Source organism: Limibacterium fermenti (assembly GCF_041902845.1).
In the GTDB taxonomy this organism is placed as follows: Bacteria; Bacteroidota; Bacteroidia; order Bacteroidales; family Dysgonomonadaceae; genus Limibacterium; species Limibacterium fermenti.
In genome coordinates this window covers 168868-188036 of the sequence record NZ_CP159486.1, presented here as the reverse complement: position 1 = coordinate 188036, position 19169 = coordinate 168868, and the positions used below count along the sequence as shown (strand labels likewise).

At 47.3% G+C, this 19169-nt stretch carries 20 protein-coding genes and 1 tRNA gene; 6 read left to right on the top strand and 15 right to left on the bottom strand.

Annotated features, from left to right (window positions below):
- Positions 1 to 2: 2 nt before the first annotated feature.
- From ABNK31_RS00840 to ABNK31_RS00810, 7 genes are all read right to left on the bottom strand, one after another.
- Positions 3 to 266 carry a hypothetical protein gene (locus ABNK31_RS00840; RefSeq protein WP_418893885.1) on the bottom strand — a complete coding sequence of 88 codons (264 nt, stop codon included), beginning with the start codon at positions 264 to 266 and terminating at the stop codon, positions 3 to 5.
- Between the two features lie 78 nt (positions 267 to 344).
- Positions 345 to 1796 (bottom strand): cell envelope integrity protein CreD, encoded by a 1452-nt coding sequence (creD, locus tag ABNK31_RS00835; RefSeq protein ID WP_418893884.1) that lies wholly within the window; start codon positions 1794 to 1796, stop codon positions 345 to 347.
- Positions 1797 to 1926: 130 nt separating this feature from the next.
- Complete coding sequence (locus ABNK31_RS00830; protein WP_321578942.1) at positions 1927 to 2313, bottom strand: HU family DNA-binding protein; 387 nt, start codon at positions 2311 to 2313, stop codon at positions 1927 to 1929.
- 136 nt (positions 2314 to 2449) lie between these two features.
- The gene (locus ABNK31_RS00825) at positions 2450 to 3640 is read right to left on the bottom strand and encodes a CynX/NimT family MFS transporter (RefSeq protein WP_418893883.1); all 1191 of its coding nucleotides are present in this window, start codon (positions 3638 to 3640) and stop codon (positions 2450 to 2452) included.
- Positions 3631 to 5010, bottom strand: coding sequence for an aspartate kinase (locus ABNK31_RS00820; RefSeq protein WP_418893882.1), 1380 nt, complete (start codon positions 5008 to 5010; stop codon positions 3631 to 3633). Before ABNK31_RS00820 ends, ABNK31_RS00825 begins: the two co-directional genes overlap by 10 nt.
- A gap of 122 nt (positions 5011 to 5132) precedes the next feature.
- A complete protein-coding gene (locus ABNK31_RS00815) occupies positions 5133 to 5279 on the bottom strand; it encodes a hypothetical protein (protein WP_418893881.1) in 147 nt (48 codons plus the stop codon).
- Complete coding sequence (locus ABNK31_RS00810) at positions 5263 to 5676, bottom strand: hypothetical protein (RefSeq protein ID WP_418893880.1); 414 nt, start codon at positions 5674 to 5676, stop codon at positions 5263 to 5265. Before ABNK31_RS00810 ends, ABNK31_RS00815 begins: the two co-directional genes overlap by 17 nt.
- Positions 5677 to 5958: 282 nt before the next feature.
- Here ABNK31_RS00810 and ABNK31_RS00805 point away from each other — a divergent pair, with 282 nt between their 5' ends.
- Together ABNK31_RS00805 and ABNK31_RS00800 are read left to right on the top strand one after the other, a co-directional pair.
- Positions 5959 to 6324: a Crp/Fnr family transcriptional regulator gene (locus ABNK31_RS00805; protein WP_418893879.1), complete on the top strand. Its 366-nt coding sequence runs from the start codon at positions 5959 to 5961 to the stop codon at positions 6322 to 6324.
- Positions 6325 to 6375: 51 nt separating this feature from the next.
- Positions 6376 to 6582 carry a hypothetical protein gene (locus ABNK31_RS00800; RefSeq protein WP_418893878.1) on the top strand — a complete coding sequence of 69 codons (207 nt, stop codon included), beginning with the start codon at positions 6376 to 6378 and terminating at the stop codon, positions 6580 to 6582.
- A 13-nt stretch (positions 6583 to 6595) separates the two neighbouring features.
- Here ABNK31_RS00800 and ybaK read toward each other — a convergent pair whose 3' ends face one another.
- Complete coding sequence (ybaK, locus tag ABNK31_RS00795; RefSeq protein WP_418893877.1) at positions 6596 to 7072, bottom strand: Cys-tRNA(Pro) deacylase; 477 nt, start codon at positions 7070 to 7072, stop codon at positions 6596 to 6598.
- Between the two features lie 14 nt (positions 7073 to 7086).
- Entirely contained in the window at positions 7087 to 9255 is a 2169-nt protein-coding gene (locus ABNK31_RS00790) for a Tex family protein (protein WP_418893876.1), read from the bottom strand.
- Between the two features lie 125 nt (positions 9256 to 9380).
- Here ABNK31_RS00790 and ABNK31_RS00785 point away from each other — a divergent pair, with 125 nt between their 5' ends.
- The 4 genes from ABNK31_RS00785 to ABNK31_RS00770 all read left to right on the top strand — a co-directional run bounded on the left by ABNK31_RS00785 (position 9381) and on the right by ABNK31_RS00770 (position 11418).
- Positions 9381 to 9620, top strand: a complete 240-nt coding sequence (locus ABNK31_RS00785) for a prevent-host-death protein (protein ID WP_418893875.1) — start codon at positions 9381 to 9383, stop codon at positions 9618 to 9620.
- Positions 9602 to 9883: a Txe/YoeB family addiction module toxin gene (locus ABNK31_RS00780; protein WP_418893874.1), complete on the top strand. Its 282-nt coding sequence runs from the start codon at positions 9602 to 9604 to the stop codon at positions 9881 to 9883. Before ABNK31_RS00785 ends, ABNK31_RS00780 begins: the two co-directional genes overlap by 19 nt.
- Positions 9884 to 9892: 9 nt before the next feature.
- A complete protein-coding gene (gene radA, locus ABNK31_RS00775) occupies positions 9893 to 11260 on the top strand; it encodes a DNA repair protein RadA (protein ID WP_418893873.1) in 1368 nt (455 codons plus the stop codon).
- Between the two features lie 87 nt (positions 11261 to 11347).
- Positions 11348 to 11418, top strand: a tRNA-Cys gene (locus ABNK31_RS00770).
- Between the two features lie 155 nt (positions 11419 to 11573).
- Here ABNK31_RS00770 and ABNK31_RS00765 read toward each other — a convergent pair.
- The 6 genes from ABNK31_RS00765 to dnaG form a co-directional block, all read right to left on the bottom strand.
- Positions 11574 to 11912, bottom strand: a complete 339-nt coding sequence (locus ABNK31_RS00765) for a hypothetical protein (protein ID WP_418893872.1) — start codon at positions 11910 to 11912, stop codon at positions 11574 to 11576.
- A gap of 91 nt (positions 11913 to 12003) precedes the next feature.
- On the bottom strand, positions 12004 to 13224 hold the full coding sequence (locus tag ABNK31_RS00760; RefSeq protein ID WP_418893871.1) for an LL-diaminopimelate aminotransferase: 1221 nt from the start codon (positions 13222 to 13224) through the stop codon (positions 12004 to 12006).
- A gap of 124 nt (positions 13225 to 13348) precedes the next feature.
- On the bottom strand, positions 13349 to 14182 hold the full coding sequence (gene dapF, locus ABNK31_RS00755) for a diaminopimelate epimerase (protein WP_418893870.1): 834 nt from the start codon (positions 14180 to 14182) through the stop codon (positions 13349 to 13351).
- A 167-nt stretch (positions 14183 to 14349) separates the two neighbouring features.
- Entirely contained in the window at positions 14350 to 15657 is a 1308-nt protein-coding gene (locus ABNK31_RS00750) for an ABC transporter permease (protein ID WP_418893869.1), read from the bottom strand.
- A gap of 3 nt (positions 15658 to 15660) precedes the next feature.
- Positions 15661 to 16563: an ABC transporter ATP-binding protein gene (locus ABNK31_RS00745; protein WP_418893868.1), complete on the bottom strand. Its 903-nt coding sequence runs from the start codon at positions 16561 to 16563 to the stop codon at positions 15661 to 15663.
- 402 nt (positions 16564 to 16965) lie between these two features.
- Complete coding sequence (gene dnaG / locus ABNK31_RS00740) at positions 16966 to 18993, bottom strand: DNA primase (protein ID WP_418893867.1); 2028 nt, start codon at positions 18991 to 18993, stop codon at positions 16966 to 16968.
- Between the last annotated feature and the right edge of the window lie 176 nt (positions 18994 to 19169).

Sequence of the window (19169 nt, the reverse complement as noted above, 5' to 3'; positions counted from 1 at the left end):
TTTCACACGCCCAGCCACTTTTCAAACTCCACCTGTTCCTCTTTGCTTGCCATTATTCGCCCCTCCGGTTCGGTCTTACAGAGATGAGCGTAGAGTTCGGCATCCTCGATATCTTCGGCTTCTTCTATCAATAATTTCTCAATATATTTTTTCAAATTCGTTCCCTGCTCCGTTGCTTTGGCCGAAAGCAACCGGTAAGCATCTTCCGGAATATCGATATTTTTCCGCCGTATTCCCTTTTTAGAACTTGTCGTTTTCGTATCCATATTATTTATGTTGATTTTATCTCACAAAGATATAAAACATTCCTCAAACAATCCATACATCGCGAGATTCGCCTACAATCACTCGAGCCTGACTTTCTTCGAATAATACATGATCGCAGCCAGAATGACGAATAAACCCAAACTGCCGGTAAGCAATGCGTAACTTTCCATTTGCAATAAAACAAAGACAAAACCATACAGGAAAATCAGCAATCCCCCCATCCATAAAGCATATTTTCGGCTTTTAAGCAATCTCCATACATGGATCGTGACGAGCGCAGCCGTCATCAACGCGGCAACCAGATAGGCCGAATTGAACCCCCACACTTCCGACATGGAAAGGAGTAAGGCGTAGAATAGCACCAGCGCCAATCCTACCAACAAATACTGAAACGGGTTCACCGGCTTTTTCTGCCATAATTCGATGAAAAATACCGCTGCGAAAGTGAGTAAAATCAGCAATACGGCGTATTTGACACTGCGTACGTTCTGGCGATACTGATCCACGGGACGAACAAACTTCACCCCGAAAGCGGAAGACGCCATTTGCCCGATGGAGACGGCATTGTCGGCCGCCACTACCTGCCCGAAACTCCGATTCAAATCCAATACTTTCCATTTTGCCGAAAAGCCGTCGGCCGTTACCGCTCGTGTTTCCGGCAAGAAACTGCCCCCGAAAGCAGGCGTGCCCCAATCCGAAGCAAATTCCACCGTGGTCGTTTTACCAGCCGGAATCACGAACCAGCCCTGTGATCCCTTCAAAGATAAAGGGATAGAAAATGTAATGGGCTCGCCTGCCGAGGCGGTATCCTGTACCATATCGAGCTTGACATTCAGTCCCGAAGCGAATATTCCCGATGAAATATCCGGCGATAAATCCGGGGTCTCCCTCTCGGGAACATACCCATCCTTGCCCGGAACAACCCCAACAGAAAGATTTTCGACGGGTATTCCCGATTCGGCATCGAGTTTCTTACCGCCTATTTCCATCGATACCCGTTCGTCGATGCCTTTCAAATCGGACAGTCCCAGCACCACACGCGCTTCGTTCCACAAAAGCCTTTCGGAAAAGATGCCCGATTTATCCAGTTCGGAAGTATTAAAGGTTCCCGATAACAGGATATCTGCCCGGTAAACCGAAGCCTCATAAATACCCCTCTTTCGTTTCTCTACCTGCGCCTCACCCTTCACATTCAAAATGTCGGGCAACAACAACAGCGTTTTTCGCACCGGCTCGCGATTTTTATCCGTCAAACGCTCCTCGATATAAGGTATCGCCAGGCAAGGCCCAGCCAACACCTGCTCGGCGCCCCATTTGGACGCGATCTCCGTCACGGCGCCCGATTCGGTTTGCCGGCGTTCACGAATCAGCCCTTCCACCATCCCCAACGGGATCAGCAATAAAAGGGTAAGGATACCAATGATTACCATTTTCAGTGTTACCGAATGGCGTTCGGCAAACCGCGATTTGCCCGCAGGCGTTGAAAGGTAGGAGGATGGCGGGAGAGTTGTATTTTCCTGTGATTGCATATTGGAGTGAATTAATTTTTATAACGAAGATTTAAAAAAGCGATAGGCAAAACTTTTCAAAGCGATGCCTATCGGATTTCTTTTTATGCTTATTGCTTTTTTTGATAAGCATCGCTTTCGGAAAAGATCATTACAATTTTTCGAACTTCACGAGTTTGAGCATTTGTTTGATTTTGAGTCCCGGCGTAAAAATCACGCGCGCACTTTTAATGACACCTGCTTCCACTTTAGCCTTTTCTTCGACGCCGGTGCTCGAAATGCCGGGACGCAGGCTACCCAGGTCACCGAGCCGCACGGCTTTGCCTTCGGCTAATTTATCAACGGCCACATCCACCATGGCATAAAGTACTGCCCGGATATCGGCTCCGCTTACGGTACTGATTTTCTCAATATCTTTTGTTAAATCCTCAATGGTTGTTTCTCCTGAAATATTTGCCGAAGCATAATACTTCTTCTTGGTTCCGCCGCCAACCACACCCGGCTCGCCTCTTAGAATAGGTTTGAACTTGATTGACATCTTATTATAAATTTATAATAACATAACCCACAAATGTACGGAAAACGAGGGACTAAAAAAATATTGCCGGCTAATTAATGTTAAACCGCCAAATTATTTTTAGGTAGGCCTTCCATCCGGATACTTTTTCTCTCTTTCAGGACTTTATGACCACATCGCCCGCGGCTTTAAACCCAATCAGCCACAACATGCCGGAGGCAATGACCAGTATTCCCAATGCGAAGGCCCAGTTCAGGGTCCAATCATGCACAACGCCCATCAACACGGGCGATATCGCAGCCAAAATATATCCGACCGACTGAGACATGCCCGACAATTCCGTCGCCTTCCGGGAGGTGGAAACGCGGAGGGAAATAAAAGAGATCGCCAGGCTCAGATTGGCGCCGCAAGCAAGACCGACTAACGTCACGGCCAGAATGTAATGCCAAAGGGAAGACGAAACAATAAGAAAAATCAATCCCGAAATCAGGATCAATCCATTAATAATGGTCAGCGTTTGTTGCCCTTTACATTTGTAGGCGATAGACGGAATGATTAAGCTGGTGGGCAACCCGGCAATTTGAAACAAAAAAGTCATATTACCGGCCGCCTCCGCCGATAGTCCTTTGGAAATCATAACCGATGGCAGCCAAGCCGTTAATCCGTAAAAAATAAAAGATTGAATGCCCATATACAAAGTAACCCACCAGGCCAACATCGACTTCCAAATAGAAAGCCCCTTATCGTTCACCAGTATGACTTTTTCGGGCTCCGAGGCCGAATGATTGCGCTTAAAGACTTGCGGCAACCAAATGAAAAGAGTGATCAAGGCAAGCGGAATCCATACCGCCAGCGAGTTTCGCCATCCCATGCGCTCGGTAAGTGGAGCGCTGGCTCCGGCGCTAATGCTGGCAAATATATTGAGGGAAAGGGTGTACAACCCTAACATCAGGCCGGTATGCAGGACAAATTCCTTTTTGATAATACTCGGCAACAATACATTCCCGATACCGATGCCGACGCCTAACAGCAAAGTTCCCGCAAACAAGCCCGCAATGCCGGTATAGGAGCGGATGAGTTCCCCGACAAGCAACAAAATCAGGCCGGCAAACATAACCATCCCGTATCCGTACTTTTTACTGAATTGCGCCACAAAGGGCGACACCGCAGCAAACGCCAACAAAGGCAAGGTCGTCAACAAGCCGCCCGTGCCTCCCGAGAGATTAAAATAGTCTTTCAGGATATGAATAATCGGCCCGATTCCCGTAATGGGCGCCCTTAAATTGAAGGCGACAAAGAGAATACCGATGGCCAAAGCAGACGGAAGAAAGCTCCTTTTTATTTGCATAAAGCCTCATTCAGGGCAATCACAGCGTCTTCGTAGGCTTCGCGTTTAATGACAAACTGCATATTGACCTGCATCAATGACTGAGCAAAGCTCTCAATATTAATTCCTTTATCATATAATGCTTTGGACGCTCGGTACAAAAATCCGGGCATGGCGATGTTTGATCCCATGGCGCAAACAAGGGCAGCCGGCAGAACGGTCACTTGGTAAAAGACGTGTTCCAACGCACGAATCAGGTCCTCCGATTTCTTATTATCCCAAACCACCATGGTAATGGAGTTGGCATTCGTCGATTTCAGAATATAACTGACATCGTATTTCTCGAAATACTGCATGATGCGCGCGTCGAACCCAACTTCCCCAACCATCATCGGGTCATGCACTTCGATAGCAAGGACTTTACGCGACCCGGAGACAAATTCCACACGCGGTTCGGGCGAAATGTAATCGCGCGAGATAATGGTTCCGGGATGTTTCGGCTCAAAAGTATTTTTTATACGAATATTGATGCCCGCCAGTTCAAGGGGTTTCGCCGCTTTCGGATGAATCGCCTCCATGCCGATGTCGGCCAACTGATCGGCGATAATATAATTGGTATGCCCCACGGGAATGCTGTTCTTAACTCCCACAATCTTCGGATCCGCGCTCGAAAGATGATACTCTTTATGAATGATGGCCTCATCGGCTTTCACTTCCACCGCTATTTTACTAAACGTAACTTCCGAATAACCGCGGTCGAAAGCCCGCATAATACCCTCGGTACCCTTCGTATAACCGGTCACGACACAGACCACTTTACTAAAATCCACCCCCGAAAATTCTTTATGGATGCGTTGGTCGATGGTAAGGGGCTCATTGTCGTTAAAGCCCGACAAATCGATAAAGCGGGCATTAATGCCATTATTATTGAGTATATTGGTTGAGTTCCATCCGGAGTGCGCTTCCCCGATGGAGGCCAATATCTCTCTTGCCGCCAAATAGATATCGATCACATTCACATAGCCCGAGGCCAATACCTTCGCCAAGCTGTAAAGAATTGTTTTCGACTGGTCCACGCGGAAACGGATAAAATCGCGCGCCTCTTTCAAGTCAAGCCCGATATCGGCAAACCCTTCGTTGATGAGAAGCAGGCGCTGACAAAAAGCATCCAGCGCACTACTGTAGTCTTCACCGTTCAAAAACTTATTGTAAATGCCCGGCTCGCCGGTCTTTTTATGCTCCAACAGCCAGTTTGTGACATTATTATACGCCGAAACCACGAAGATACGGTTATACAACTCATCGCCTTTGCGATCGCCTTGTATAATGTTCTTCAGCACATCCTGAAACTGGGACATCGACGTCCCGCCTATTTTTTCTACCGTGAGCATGTTGTAAATGATGAATGATGAACTATGAATGATGAACTATGAGTTATGAATATTCGGATACTTCTGTACAAGTTGCAAAAATACAGGTTTTTTCCGATGATAACGATACCGAATGATATTTTTTAAGGCTTTATCCTTACAATTCTATTTCCTTTCATCACTACGATCTCCCCTTTATTCCTTCGTTTGAATTCAACCATGCGTTCGTAAGCCTTTTCAACTCCTTTCAAAATTTCATGTGTCTTTACTGATTTATTTTCTTTTGTCATAATAATTTTTTAATTGATTAAATCGCTTCCCGTCAAAGATATTCATTTCTTTTTTACCGGATTTTTTGGCAACCAATACAGGTCTTCCTTCCGAATTATCCAATATAATAACATAATCGACTTTAGACAAATAAATATCGAATAGATTGATAATCCCATTTCTATATCGTCTTTCAATAACATCTTCCGCAATACCGTGACCGCCTTCTTTTACTCTTGTCTTTACGCGTTCTTTTGCCAATTCAGGATTGCTTAACCAAAAGAAAAGCAATACACCTGTATATCCGGCATCTTTAGCTTCTAAAACCGTTTCTTTAAATGTTTTCGTTGCATTCCAGAATATCCGGCAAAATAGTAAAAGACGCTGTGGTTTTCTCTGCCCCGTTACACCCGGCAATTATGTAAAGATATTTTTCTTTCATAAGTGCAAATGTACTATTTTTTCTATTATTGTTTTTATTCAAATTCTTTATCTTACGAAGAATATCGTTGAGGCGGGACTCTCTCTCTGAAAATCTTTTGTCTTTATTGTAAAAAAGTTGTCTGCATTTGCGTATTCGCTTCACTCAAAAAGGATGCAAATGGAACAAATTCGAAAGCATCTTGAGCAGATAGTCCATATCTCTGATAAAGATTGGATTTTTCTTGTATCGAAATTAACCCGAAAAAAGATATAACCGTGAGATTTACTTTTCCTTATGAATTTGCAAGCGGCTACGATTCTTTTCTTGCCAAGACTCCCTCCGCCTATCAAATCGAAGCTCTCTCCGACTCCATATTATGGACCCTAAACGAAGAAAACCTTCAACCGTTTTATAAACACACCGAAGCAGGAAACAAAATGGGAAGAATCCTCAGTGAAAAACTATATATCAATAAATGTAAGCGTCTAACATCCTTATTGACCGAATCGCCTGAGGAGCGATACACCCATTTAATGTCCGAACAACCCCGCTTCATACAACTCATTCCGCTAAAATACATCGCATCGTACATTGGAATTATCCCTCAAGCCCTGAGCAGGATAAGAAGGAGAATTTATTAACCTGGGTTCATTGATTCACTCATCCGCTTTCGTTTCCTTTGTATAAAAAAGATGAGCAAGAAAATACACGGAAATGTAAGATTGCGGAAATTGGCAATAATTATTTTCACCGCATTGCCTTTATTATTTTCCGGTTGCCGGACAAATGACCTTACCCTCGCCTGGAGCACACGCGCGGACTTCTATTATAACTCCGACAAGCGTATTTTACCGACACTCAGGGAGAACAAAATAAAAGCGTTCCATTTAAGCCCCTAAATACAAGCAATATTTAAATCAACTCCGCCACCACCGCTTCGGTGACGGTGATTAAGTCACGGGGAGCGATTTTGAGTTGCACGCCCCGTTGGCCGGCACTGACATAAATATGCGGGAAATCTTCACACAAACGATGGATAAACGACGGATAATGCTTTTTCATGCCGATGGGGGAACACGCTCCACGAATATAGCCGGCGACCGAAAGCAAATCTTTCTGATGGATAAGGGCGCAATTTTTATTGCCCGAAGCCGCGGCCGCCTTTTTCAGGTCGATTTCACTGTCTCCCGGCACGATACACACAAAATATCGGGTCTTATTTCCTTCCAACACAAGCGTTTTAAACACTTGTTCGGGATTTTCACCCAGTTGCGCGGCCACATGCACGGCCGACAAATCGGACTCATCCACTTCATACGGCACTAATTCGTAGTGAATTCCCGCTGTATCCAACAACCGGGCAACATTTGTCTTCAGTTTTTTGCTCATTCTTTTTCCGTTTATTAAACGCCCTGCGATCCGGAGTTTGCCGATGATGCATCACCCACTTCAGACGCTTTCATCGATAATTGGATACGTTTGCGTTCCTTATCGACCGACAACACTTTCACCGTGACATATTGATGTAAGGAAACCTCGTCGGAAGGGTTGGAAACAAACCGGTCTGCCAGTTCCGAGATGTGTACCAATCCGTTTTCCTTGATACCGACATCGACAAAACAACCGAAATTCGTAATATTGGTCACGATGCCCGGCAAAACCATCCCTTCTTTCAGGTCTTCGAGGCTTCGCACATTCGGGTCGAACTCCTGCGTTTGGATTTGAGTACGCGGGTCGCGCCCGGGCTTTTCCAATTCCTGAAGAATATCCGAAAGCGTTTCGAGTCCGACATCCGAGGTTACATAGCGCGAAGGTTCGATCCGTTGAATAAGAGTTTTGTTTCCTATTAACTCCTTTACCGAGTAACCCAAATCTTTCGCCATTTGCTCTACCAATGAATAGCTCTCGGGATGCACGGCCGAATTATCCAACGGATGACCGGCATCGGGAATGCGCAGGAACCCGGCGCATTGCTCGAACGCCTTGTCTCCCAGGCGGGGCACTTTCTTCAATTGCGAACGCGAATCGAAAGGCCCGTTTTGCGTGCGATAATCGACGATATTTTGCGCAAGCGATTCCCCCAATCCGGAAACATACATGAGCAAATGCTTACTGGCCGTATTCACATTTACCCCCACAAGGTTGACACAACTTTCGACCGTCCGGTCAAGCGATTTTTTCAACTTTGACTGGTCGACATCATGCTGATACTGCCCCACCCCGATGGATTTCGGGTCGATCTTCACCAGTTCCGCCAACGGATCGGCCAGACGCCGCCCGATGGAAACCGCCCCGCGCACGGTCACATCGTATTGGGGAAACTCGTCGCGCGCAATTTTCGACGCAGAATAAACCGATGCGCCGTTTTCGCTCACGACAAACACTTTCACCTCTTTGTCATACCGCTGATTCGTCACAAAGTGTTCCGTTTCGCGATTAGCAGTGCCGTTACCGATGGCGATCGCATCGATGCGGTAAGCCGATACCAATTTGACGATCTTTTTAGCCGACTTCGAATACTCGTTTTGCGGCGGATGCGGATAAATCGTCTCATTATGAAGCAACGTGCCCTGCTCATCGAGACAAACCACTTTACATCCGGAGCGATAACCGGGGTCGATCGCCAGGATGCGCTGTTGTCCTAACGGCGGAGCAAGCAGCAATTGGCGAAGATTTTGCACAAATACGGCAATGGCCGCCTCATCGGCCTTCTCTTTCGAGAGGGAGGCAAATTCGGTTTCGATAGAAGGCTTCAGCAACCGTTTATAAGCATCCGTCACCGCTTTTTCCACGAAATCCGATGCTTCGGAGTCATTTTTCACATACCGTTTCACTAAACGAAGGATACACTTTTCATCCTCGGGCGATATCGACACCCGCAAAAATCCTTCCGCTTCGCCACGCCGCATAGCCAGAAGGCGATGGGACGGACAGCGCGACAGCAATGCCGAAAAATCAAAGTAGTCGCTATATTTTTCGCCTTCCGCCTCTTTGCCTTTCACCACCTTCGAGGAGATGGCAGCTTCGCGTTCAAAAATATTTCGGACACTCTGCCTGGCCCAAGCATCTTCATTCACCCATTCGGCGATAATATCGCAAGCGCCTTTGATCGCCTCCTGCTCATCCGGCACCTCGCCCCGCACAAACTGCGCGGCTTTGGAAATGACGGAATCCTGCGGTTGTGTCATCAACCACTTCGCCAATTCCTCCAGTCCTTTTTTCCGGGCTACTTCCGCTCGTGTCTGCCGCTTGGGTTTATAAGGCAAGTAGCTATCTTCGAGAGCAACCGCATCCCAGCAATCCTGTATTTGCTGCTCCAATACGGGCGTGAGCTTACCCTGCTCCGAAATAGACTTCAAGATAAACTCTTTCCGCTTTTCCATCTCGCGGTACTTTTCATTCAACTCGTGAATGCCGGCAATCTGCACTTCGTCCAACCCTCCGGTCGCCTCTTTCCGGTAGCGGCTGATAAAAGGAATCGTAGCGCCTTTGTCGAGGAGCCCGATGGTATTTTCTACACTCTTAACAGATAGGTTTAAGTCTTTTGAAATAATAGAAGCTATGATTGACATATTCTGATTATAAATTGGAAAATTCGAAGATAGGAATTCGATTGCAAAAATACGGAATTATTTCAGAATTCTAAAAACTCTTCCTATCTTTGTACCGGAAGTTGTACATCTTAACGCATAAGGATATGATTATCGTAACCCCCGCAGAATTTAGGGCTAATCAAAAGAAGTTCTTCGATTTGTCAGAAAAACAAATCGTTATCGTCGCCCGCAAAAACGAGAGACCCATCATCGTAAAACCATGGGACGAAGAGGATTATCCCACAAAAGAAGAATTGGAAGCTATACAGGAAGGGCTAAACGACATACGCGAAGGCAGAATTACGTTTATTGATCCGGCAAATGTATGGGAACGTATAGGATAGCCGTTTCAAACCGAGCTAAAAAGGATCTTTTGTATATCCGGAAAAGCGGGCCGAAACCGATCATCCGCAAAATCGAACAAATTTTCCTAGAATTGTCCGAACACCCATATAGCGGTACCGGGCATCCTGAGCCGCTCAGGTATTTAAGCGGTAATATTTGGTCGCGTAGGATAGATAAGAAAAACCGATTACGCTATTTGGTAAGGGACGATGTGGTAATCGTCGTAGTAATCTCGGTGTTGGGACATTATGATGATAAGTAATATAAAGGCATGGCAAAACTGAAAACGGTTTATTTCTGCAGCAATTGCGGGTACGAATCACCGAAATGGATGGGAAAATGCCCTTCCTGCGGCGAATGGGGAACATTTGTGGAGGAACTGGTACAAAAAAACAGCGCGTCGAAACAAGCCGACACCCGCTCGTTCGACTCGGTACAGAGCCAACCTCTCCCGCTAAAGGATATAAAAGCCGATGAAGAGCCGCGCATCGATATGTTGGACGGAGAGCTCAACCGGGTGTTGGGCGGAGGACTGGTACCAGCCTCACTGGTATTGATCGGAGGCGAGCCTGGCATCGGCAAGTCGACGCTCGTACTTCAAACGGTACTGAAACTAAGTCATATCCGAAGCCTGTATGTTTCGGGCGAAGAAAGCGCGCGGCAACTCAAACTGCGTGCCGACCGTATCGGCTTGGAGAACGATCAATGCCTGATTGTGTGTGAAACCAATCTCGACCGTATTTTTACCCATATCCAAAACACCTCTCCGCAATTAGTGATTATCGACTCGATCCAAACGGTGTATAGCGACGCCATGGAATCGTCACCCGGAAGCATCTCGCAGGTACGGGAGTGCGCCGCAACGATTCTCAAATTCGCCAAACAGTCGGGCATACCGGTCATTCTTATCGGACATATTACGAAAGAAGGAAGCATCGCCGGGCCAAAGGTCTTGGAGCATATCGTCGACACGGTTTTGCAGTTCGAAGGCGACCAACACTATATGTACCGGATCTTACGAAGCATCAAAAACCGCTTCGGAAGCACTTCGGAATTGGGTATCTATGAGATGAACCGGTCGGGGCTGCGCGAAGTAACCAACCCTTCGGAGTTACTGCTTACGCAAAATCACGAAGGATTAAGCGGTGTAGCCATTTCGGCCGCTATCGAAGGGGTACGCCCCTTCCTTATAGAGACGCAAGCGCTGGTGAGCACGGCAGCTTACGGCACGCCGCAACGATCGGCCACCGGATTCGATATTCGACGGATGAACATGTTACTGGCCGTATTGGAAAAGCGCGCCGGTTTTAAATTGGGACAGAAAGATGTCTTTTTGAATATTGCCGGTGGATTACGGGTGAATGATCCGGGAATGGATTTATCGGTCATTTGCGCCGTCTTGTCTTCCAGTTTGGATATTTCCATCGATGGAGATACCTGTTTGACGGGCGAAGTGGGACTTTCGGGAGAGATTCGTCCGGTAAACCGCATCGAGCAACGTATTATGGAAGCCGAAAAGTTAGGTTTTTCGCGTATTCTTGTACCGGCAAATAACCTGAAAGGATTCAATGCGAAAGTGCATATAAAAATAGAAGCGGTTCGAAAAGTCGAAGATGCTTTCCGAGCCCTATTTTCATAAAGAGCTATGTCCGTAGGAATAAAAAAACCCCTCGGAAGAGGCTGCTCTTTCAAAAAAAGCATTATCTTTGCACCTGCTTTATGTGTCGGTACCTTGACCGAGTGGCTAGGTAGCGGTCTGCAAAACCGTTTACGGCGGTTCGAATCCGCCAGGTACCTCTCCAGAGACCTCTAAAACTGTTTCTCTTATACAGTTTAGAGGCTTTTTCCTTTTAAAGGAGTCTAAAATCGTTTCCAATAGACTCCATAAGAATAAGGCTGCCTCGAAAAAGAAATACTCGAGACAGCCCCATTCATAAACATCACAAGGAAGACTATTGCACGTCGTCGGAAGTATTTCCGGATGCTTTTTTATCTTTTTTCAACGCTTCGGACACTTTCGTATAGTTCACTTTCCATGAACGAGATACCGAATCGACAAAAGCGGCCGCACTGCTTTTCACCACATCCCACTTGCTGTCGGCAATCGTATCGTATTCATCCAGCTTATCCGACAGATTTTGTTTGATCTCCTTCAAGTTTGCCAATTGTTGATTATACTCGTCTTTGGCATCTTCGGCAATATCGGTGGCTTTGCTTTCCAACTTATCGATATACTCGATCAGTTCATCCAGCACCTTATGGGCATTTTGTTTAAACTCTTGCTTATTCATACTCTTTTATGTTTATAATTTATACCAATGTATAAAATAAACGTATTCATGGGCAATTGGTTCACGCGGAGCCGGAATAAACCGCTTCGGGCTACTGCTTCCAATTTTTAATTCTCTGCACCGCTTCGAGCGTCTTTTCGTGACTGTTGAAAGCGGTCAGACGGAAATATCCTTCGCCTTTCAACCCGAATCCCACACCCGGCGTACCGACAATGTGGCATTCCTGCAACAAGCGGTCGAAAAACGCCCATGAATCAGTCGTGTCGGGACACTTTAACCAGATGTACGGAGCATTTACCCCGCCAAAGACCGTCCAGCCTTTTTCCGCCAATCCTTCCCGGATAATGGCGGCGTTTTGCATATAGTAATCGACCATCGACCGCACTTCTTTCCGGCCTTCGGGAGAATAAACGGCCTCCGCCGCGCGCTGAATGATATACGCCGTGCCATTGAATTTGGTCGATTGACGACGGCGCCACAACGCATTCAACGAGACTTCTTTTTTCGTCGAAGTCACCGTCTTCAATGCCTTGGGCACCACCGTATAGCTGCACCGCAAACCGGTAAAGCCGGCATTCTTAGAAAAGGAACGGAACTCGATGGCGCATGACTTGGCGCCTTCGATTTCGAAAATACTATGGGGAATATCGTCTTCGGTAATATACGCTTCGTAAGCGGCATCAAACAAAATCAAGCTTTCGTTTTCGAGGGCATAATCGACCCATTTCTTCAATTGCGCCCGCGTCATGACCGTACCCGAAGGATTATTGGGATAACATAAATAAATCACATCCACCCTTTTCGGGGGAAGCTCGGGCAAGAACTTGTTTTCTTCGCTACAGGTCAGAAACAGAATCTTGGACGAGGTGATGGACGATTGCAAAATGCGCATGATATTGGTATCCAAATACACCGGATATACCGGATCGGTAATGCCGATGACATTTGCGTCGCCGAGGATATCGCCGATATTACCCGTATCACTTTTCGCGCCATCACTTATAAAGATTTCATCCGCAGCGATGTCAAGTCCCCGGTCGATAAAATCATTTTTAGCGATGGTTTCGCGTAAGAACGCATAGCCTTGCTCCGGCCCATAACCATGAAAAGTGCTTTTATCGGCCATTTCGTCCACGGCTTTATGCAGCGCCGCGATGACGGATGGAGGTAAAGGGAGGGTCACGTCGCCGATACCGAGGCGGATGATGTCGGCCTGAGGATGGTTACGGGTAAACCCGTTGACTTTCGATTCGATGGTGCTGAAGAGATAGCTTTCGTTGAGTTTGAGATAATTTTCGTTGATGGAAAACATAACGATTATGAATTATGAATTATAAGTGATGAGTGATGAATGATGTGCGAACACCCTAATCCTGCTAATTTACGAACCTGCTAATTTGCCAATCCGCTAATTTACTAATTTGCTAATTTGCTAATTAAACAAAGCCTTCGAAGACAAAGTGGGCGTCTCCCGACAACCAGACCTCATCGGCGCTGCGATCCCACTCGACCAAAAGGTCGCCGCCCTTCACATGCACAAGGGCTACAGCATCGCATACGTTGTTGAGCACGCCGGCCACCACCGTGGCGCAAGCTCCCGTGCCGCAAGCCAGCGTTTCGCCGCTTCCGCGCTCCCACACGCGCATGCGGAGGTTCTGGCGGTCGAGCACTTGTACAAACTCGACATTGGTGCGCTGCGGGAACAACGGATGATGTTCAATAGCAGGCCCTATTGCGGAAAAATCGAACCGCTCGATGTCGTCCTGAAAAATAACGGCATGCGGATTGCCCATCGACACGCAAGTGATTTCGGCCCGATACCCTTCCACTTCCAGCGGATGGCGGACAACATGCGACTGTGAAAGAGCGACAGGTATTTCATGAGCCGACAACCGCGGCCGTCCCATATTCACGTTCACCCGGACAACCGTATCGGTCACCGGATCGACCTCCAGCAGCAGTCGTTTGATGCCGGACTTGGTACTTAACGCGATCTCTTTTTTACGCGTGAGCCCACGGTCGTACAGATATTTTCCGACACAGCGGGAAGCATTTCCGCACATTTCCGCTTCGCTACCATCGGCGTTGAACATGCGCATGGAAAAGTCTCCTTCGGCAGAAGGCCCGATAAGGACGATGCCGTCGCCGCCGATACCGAAGTGACGATCGCTCACACGGCGGGAAAGCTCGGCGGGCGACTCTATTTTTTCTTCGAACAGGTTGAAATAAATATAATCATTACCTGCTCCTTGCATTTTTACGAATTTCATTTGCTGCGTATGATTGAAAAATGCGTATGAGATTCGAGGAAAAATCCGATACGCATTCTAAGATTATCAATTTCACAAAAATAACGCTATTTTTGCATTCAATTGAATTTATTATTCGCAAAAATACATCTTTTTACCGGTTTTCCGCTATAAAAAGTTGAAAAAATTCACTTATAGCTCATCCATTTTATCATTTCAGCGAAAGTCGGCTTCTTCCCGTACATCAGAATACCCACCCGATAGATTTTTGCCACAACAATGGATATGAGGATAAACGTACCGTATAACAGAACCAGCGAGAGCAACTTTTCCCACAACGGAATACCGAACGGAATGCGCACCATCATGACAATGGGCGAAGTGAACGGTATCAACGAGCACCAGAAAGCCAACGGCCCGTCGGGATTACCGACGCTGTAGAAGCCGGCCAGGAAAGCGAACACGATGATGATGGTCACGGGGGTCATGAACTGCGAGGTATCTTCTTCGCTATCGACTGCCGAAGCGAACATTCCGAAAATGGAAGCATACAGCACATATCCGCCGATAAAAAAGAGCAGGAAAAAGAGGATAACCTCGAACCAATTAATCGACAAAACGGTATCGAGAATTTTCTGCATATCCATGCCGTCCATCTCCATCGCCGAAGCGGAAGCAAGTTCGGGCGAAGAGATAAATAGCGATACGCCGCCAAGCAAAGCGGTGGCCAGTACTCCCCAAATAACGAGTTGGGTAATGCCCACCAATCCTACGCCGATAATCTTACCCACCAACAGGTTAACCGGCTTTACCGACGAAATCATCACTTCTATCACGCGGCTTTTCTTTTCTTCCAGCACGGCCTGCATCACCATGTTGCCGTACATAAGAATAAACATATAAATAAGAATGGTGAAGACCATACCGATGATCGTCGCCACGTCGGTCGACGATTCGGAGACCGTGCCGTCGCCCCCCCACTTCATCGTTTTTAACGGAATGTCGGACCCTTCTTTCACAATGTTCCGCACCTGCGCGACCGTTTCGCCATCGACATTGCCCGAGGCGGAAAGCTCGTCGAGCTTTTGTTGAGTCACTTTTTCGCTGAGCGTGCGTTTAATCATCGATTGCAAATCCTGTGGAATTTGTTTCTCTGACAAGATGGTGGCGGCTTGCGGATACTTATTCAAATCGCGCGTAATATGCAGGACGGCATACACCTCTTTGCCCAGTTTCGACTGATAACTGGCCTTTTCCGACTCGCCGGCCGACTGGAAGATATAGGTATCGGTCGATTTCAACAGCGGCGCATACAGACCGGTATTATCAATGACCACGATACGCTTTTCGCCGCCGTCGTTGAGCGTGGCGAGCCACAGGGGCATCAAGGTGAGCAGCACCATCAGCACCGGCATAAGCAGGGTGAGAATGATAAACGATTTTTTGCGGACGCGGGTAATATATTCTCTTTGTATGACTAAGCCTAATTTGTTCATCGGTCAATTGTTTGTTACGGTTTGAATAAAGATATCGTTCATCGAGGGCAGCACCTCATCATACATCACCACGTCGTAGCGGTCGAAGATGAGCTTGACCAGTTCTTTGGTTTCCATTTCGGGCTGTTTGCGGATACGCACATCGATAAATTCATGATACGGTTCGCACGACAAAAGGGTGCACGCGGGATGTTCGAAATGAAACGATTCGGCGCGCAGGCGGAAATGAAACGTATTGGTAACATGCTGCTTGCGGATATCGAATACGTTGCCTTGCAGCACCACCTGCGCTTTGTTGATGAGGGCGATGTTATCGCAAAGCGTTTCGACCGACTCCATGTTGTGGGTGGAAAGGATGATGGTCTTTCCCTGTTCCCGCAGGCGCAACACCTCGTTTTTAATGATGTCGGCGTTGACGGGGTCGAAGCCGCTGAAGGGTTCGTCGAGAATCAGCAGTCCGGGATTGTGGATGACGGTGGAGATGAACTGCACCTTCTGCTGCATCCCCTTCGAAAGCTCCTCCACCTTGCGGTTGTACCAATCCATGATATCGAAGCGTTTAAACCAGATCATGAGTTGGCGGTGGGCGTCCTGACGCGAAAGGCCGCGCAACTGCGCCAGATACATAGCCTGTTCGCCGACTTTCATTTTTTTGTACAATCCGCGCTCTTCGGGAAGATAACCGATATCGGTTACGTTCGTGTCGGAAGCCGGCCGGCCGTCAATCCATACTTCACCGCTGTCGGGGGCGGTAATGCGGGTAATGATGCGGATAAGGGTTGTTTTCCCCGCCCCGTTGGGGCCCAGCAACCCGAAGATGGTGCCTTTGGGCACTTCGATACTGACTTTGTTCAGCGCCAAATGATTGGCATATTGCTTTACGACGTTGTTGGTTTTTAAATACATGTGTTGCAGTTCGTTTTAAAGGCTCAAAGATAGCTATTTTTATGGAACGGAAAGGACGGAAGAAGACGGAAATTGCGAGGAAGGTCGAAACAATGGCAAAAAATACTCGCTGAATAGTAAAATGACATAAATCAACGGTAGGATATGCCCGATGAATAGTAGGAAACGGCAGGGCAACGGTAGGAAACGGCAAATAAACGGTAGGAAATGATCAATCGACAGCAAGAAATGAGGAATCCTCTGCAAAAAATTATCCAACATCAATATAAAATGATATAATGACTGTAATAAACGATACCGTATCTTTTCTAAATGATAAAAGATCGTCACAAGACGAAAAAAGATCTGCCTAAAAGGATCAATCCACGGGCAAAAAAGATAAATCAACCGGTTAACACGGTTTTAGAACTTCAAAATAATCCGTTCGCCCAATTCTTTGGACAGGATCTTCTTAATTTCCTGCATTTGCTTCAACTCGGCAATCAAAACGAGGGCATCGTCGGGGGACGCCGTTTTCATTTCGTCTTGAATCTTTTTTATTTTTTCGAGAATATACGCATTTTTCAGTTCGGTCGTCGCGCGGGGAACGAGAAAATTGAGGGAGTTTTCTTCCAACAACCGCGAATCTTTCGCATCAATTTCCTCCCCGATCGACTTGGCATGAATCTTACTCAACTGATACCGGTCGCTCATCAGGTCGGAAGCCAACTTATTGACCGCCGGATCGGGGTGCGACAAAAAATACCGTCCCGGAACGAAATGTTCGTCCTCCAATCCTTCGACCGCCTCTTCGAACATCCGCCGGTACAACTCATTCGAAAACGGAATATGATCGCGCTCCAAGTCGTACCGCACAAACTCCGTGACCAACGGCCCTTCTTCCACCAACACGTCCTCTTCGAGAACATGCCGCCCTTCTTTCCGTTTCCGCTTCTCGTATTTACGGTACACCGGCAGTTCGCCATAACGAACCACATAACGAAGAATCTCGTATTCAAACCGGTCATACGGATTTTTAGCGGTAGTCTTGGCAAACGACTCGGCCTTTATCTCGATCGCCGCCCGCGCTTCGTCACGAACAGCACCCGGCGCCGACGCACCTTGTTCCTTCTTCCGACTATAATTGCGAAGGCGGACTTTATTGACTTCCGCTATCAACACGTTTTCACGCAACTCCATCAACTGCGAACAATCCTGAATGTATACCGAACGCGTGATGGCATCGGGAATAAGGGCGATGCTTTCGACGATGTTCGTGATAAGGCCCGCCCGTTTAATAGGGTCGTCGCCGGCTTCTGCAAGCAATAACTGCGTTTTGAAGCGGATAAAATCGGTTTCGTGCGAAGCGATATAGCGATTGAAATCGTCGGCGTTCTGCTTTTTGGCGAACGAATCGGGATCTTCGCCCTCGGGCAGCAACACCACCTTCACGTTCATTCCCTCTTCCAGCAGCAGGTCGATACCCCGCATCGCAGCCTTTATCCCCGCCGTGTCGCCGTCGTAAAGCACGGTAATATTTTCCGAAAAACGCCGTATCTTGCGTATCTGCCCGTGGGTGAGAGCCGTTCCCGACGAAGCCACCACGTTTTCGAGCCCCGCCTGATGCATCGAAATGACATCGGTATAGCCTTCTACCAAAAAGCACTTATCGGCTTTCATAATGGCGCTCTTGGCAAAATAAATACCGTATAGCTCGTTGCTCTTCGAGTAAATTTCGCTTTCGGGCGAATTGACATACTTGCCCGTGTTGGGCACTTTCTTCAGGATACGCCCCCCGAAAGCCACCACCTTACCAGAGAGGGTATGCACGGGGAAGATGACCCGCCCGCGAAAACGGTCGAAGAGGGCGCCGCCGTTTTCCCCGCCCGTCGACAAGCCGGTTTTCAGCAAAAAATCTTTTTGATAACCGGCTTTTTGGGCTTCCTGCGACAACGCATCGCGCTGTTCGAGGCTGTAACCCAGTTGGAATTTATGGATGATGTCGTCCCGGAAACCGCGTTCACGGAAATAACTCAGTCCGATGCTCCGTCCCTCGGGATGTTCGAACAATATTTTCACAAAATAGTCTCGGGCATATTCATTGAGGATAAACATGCTTTCGCGTGCGCTCTGCGCCAGCTTTTCCTCCTCCGTAAACTCTTTTTCCACCACCTCGATGTGGTATTTTTTCGCCAGATATTTCAGCGCTTCGTAATACGAAAGCTGCTCGTGCTTCATAACGAAATTGACCGGCGTGCCTCCCGTGCCGCACACGAAACATTTGCAGATATTTTTGGAAGGAGACACGTAAAACGAGGGATTCCGGTCTTCATGGAAAGGGCACAGCCCCACATAGTTCACACCCCGCTTGCGCAGCGTAACGAAATCGGACACCACGTCGACAATCTGCGCGGCATCCTGAATCTTTTGTATGGTTATTTGGTCGATCATTTTTCGAAGCACGAATATAGTGAATAATCCGCGAAAAAAGTTGTTTCGTATGCAAAAAAAAGACGTACATTTGTAATGCAATTTATGCATTATAGAATCTCAGGAATAATAATTCGGTTTTAATTAAGAGATACTCATGACTAATTAAGTCTTAGTAGTGGATATAGTTTAAAACG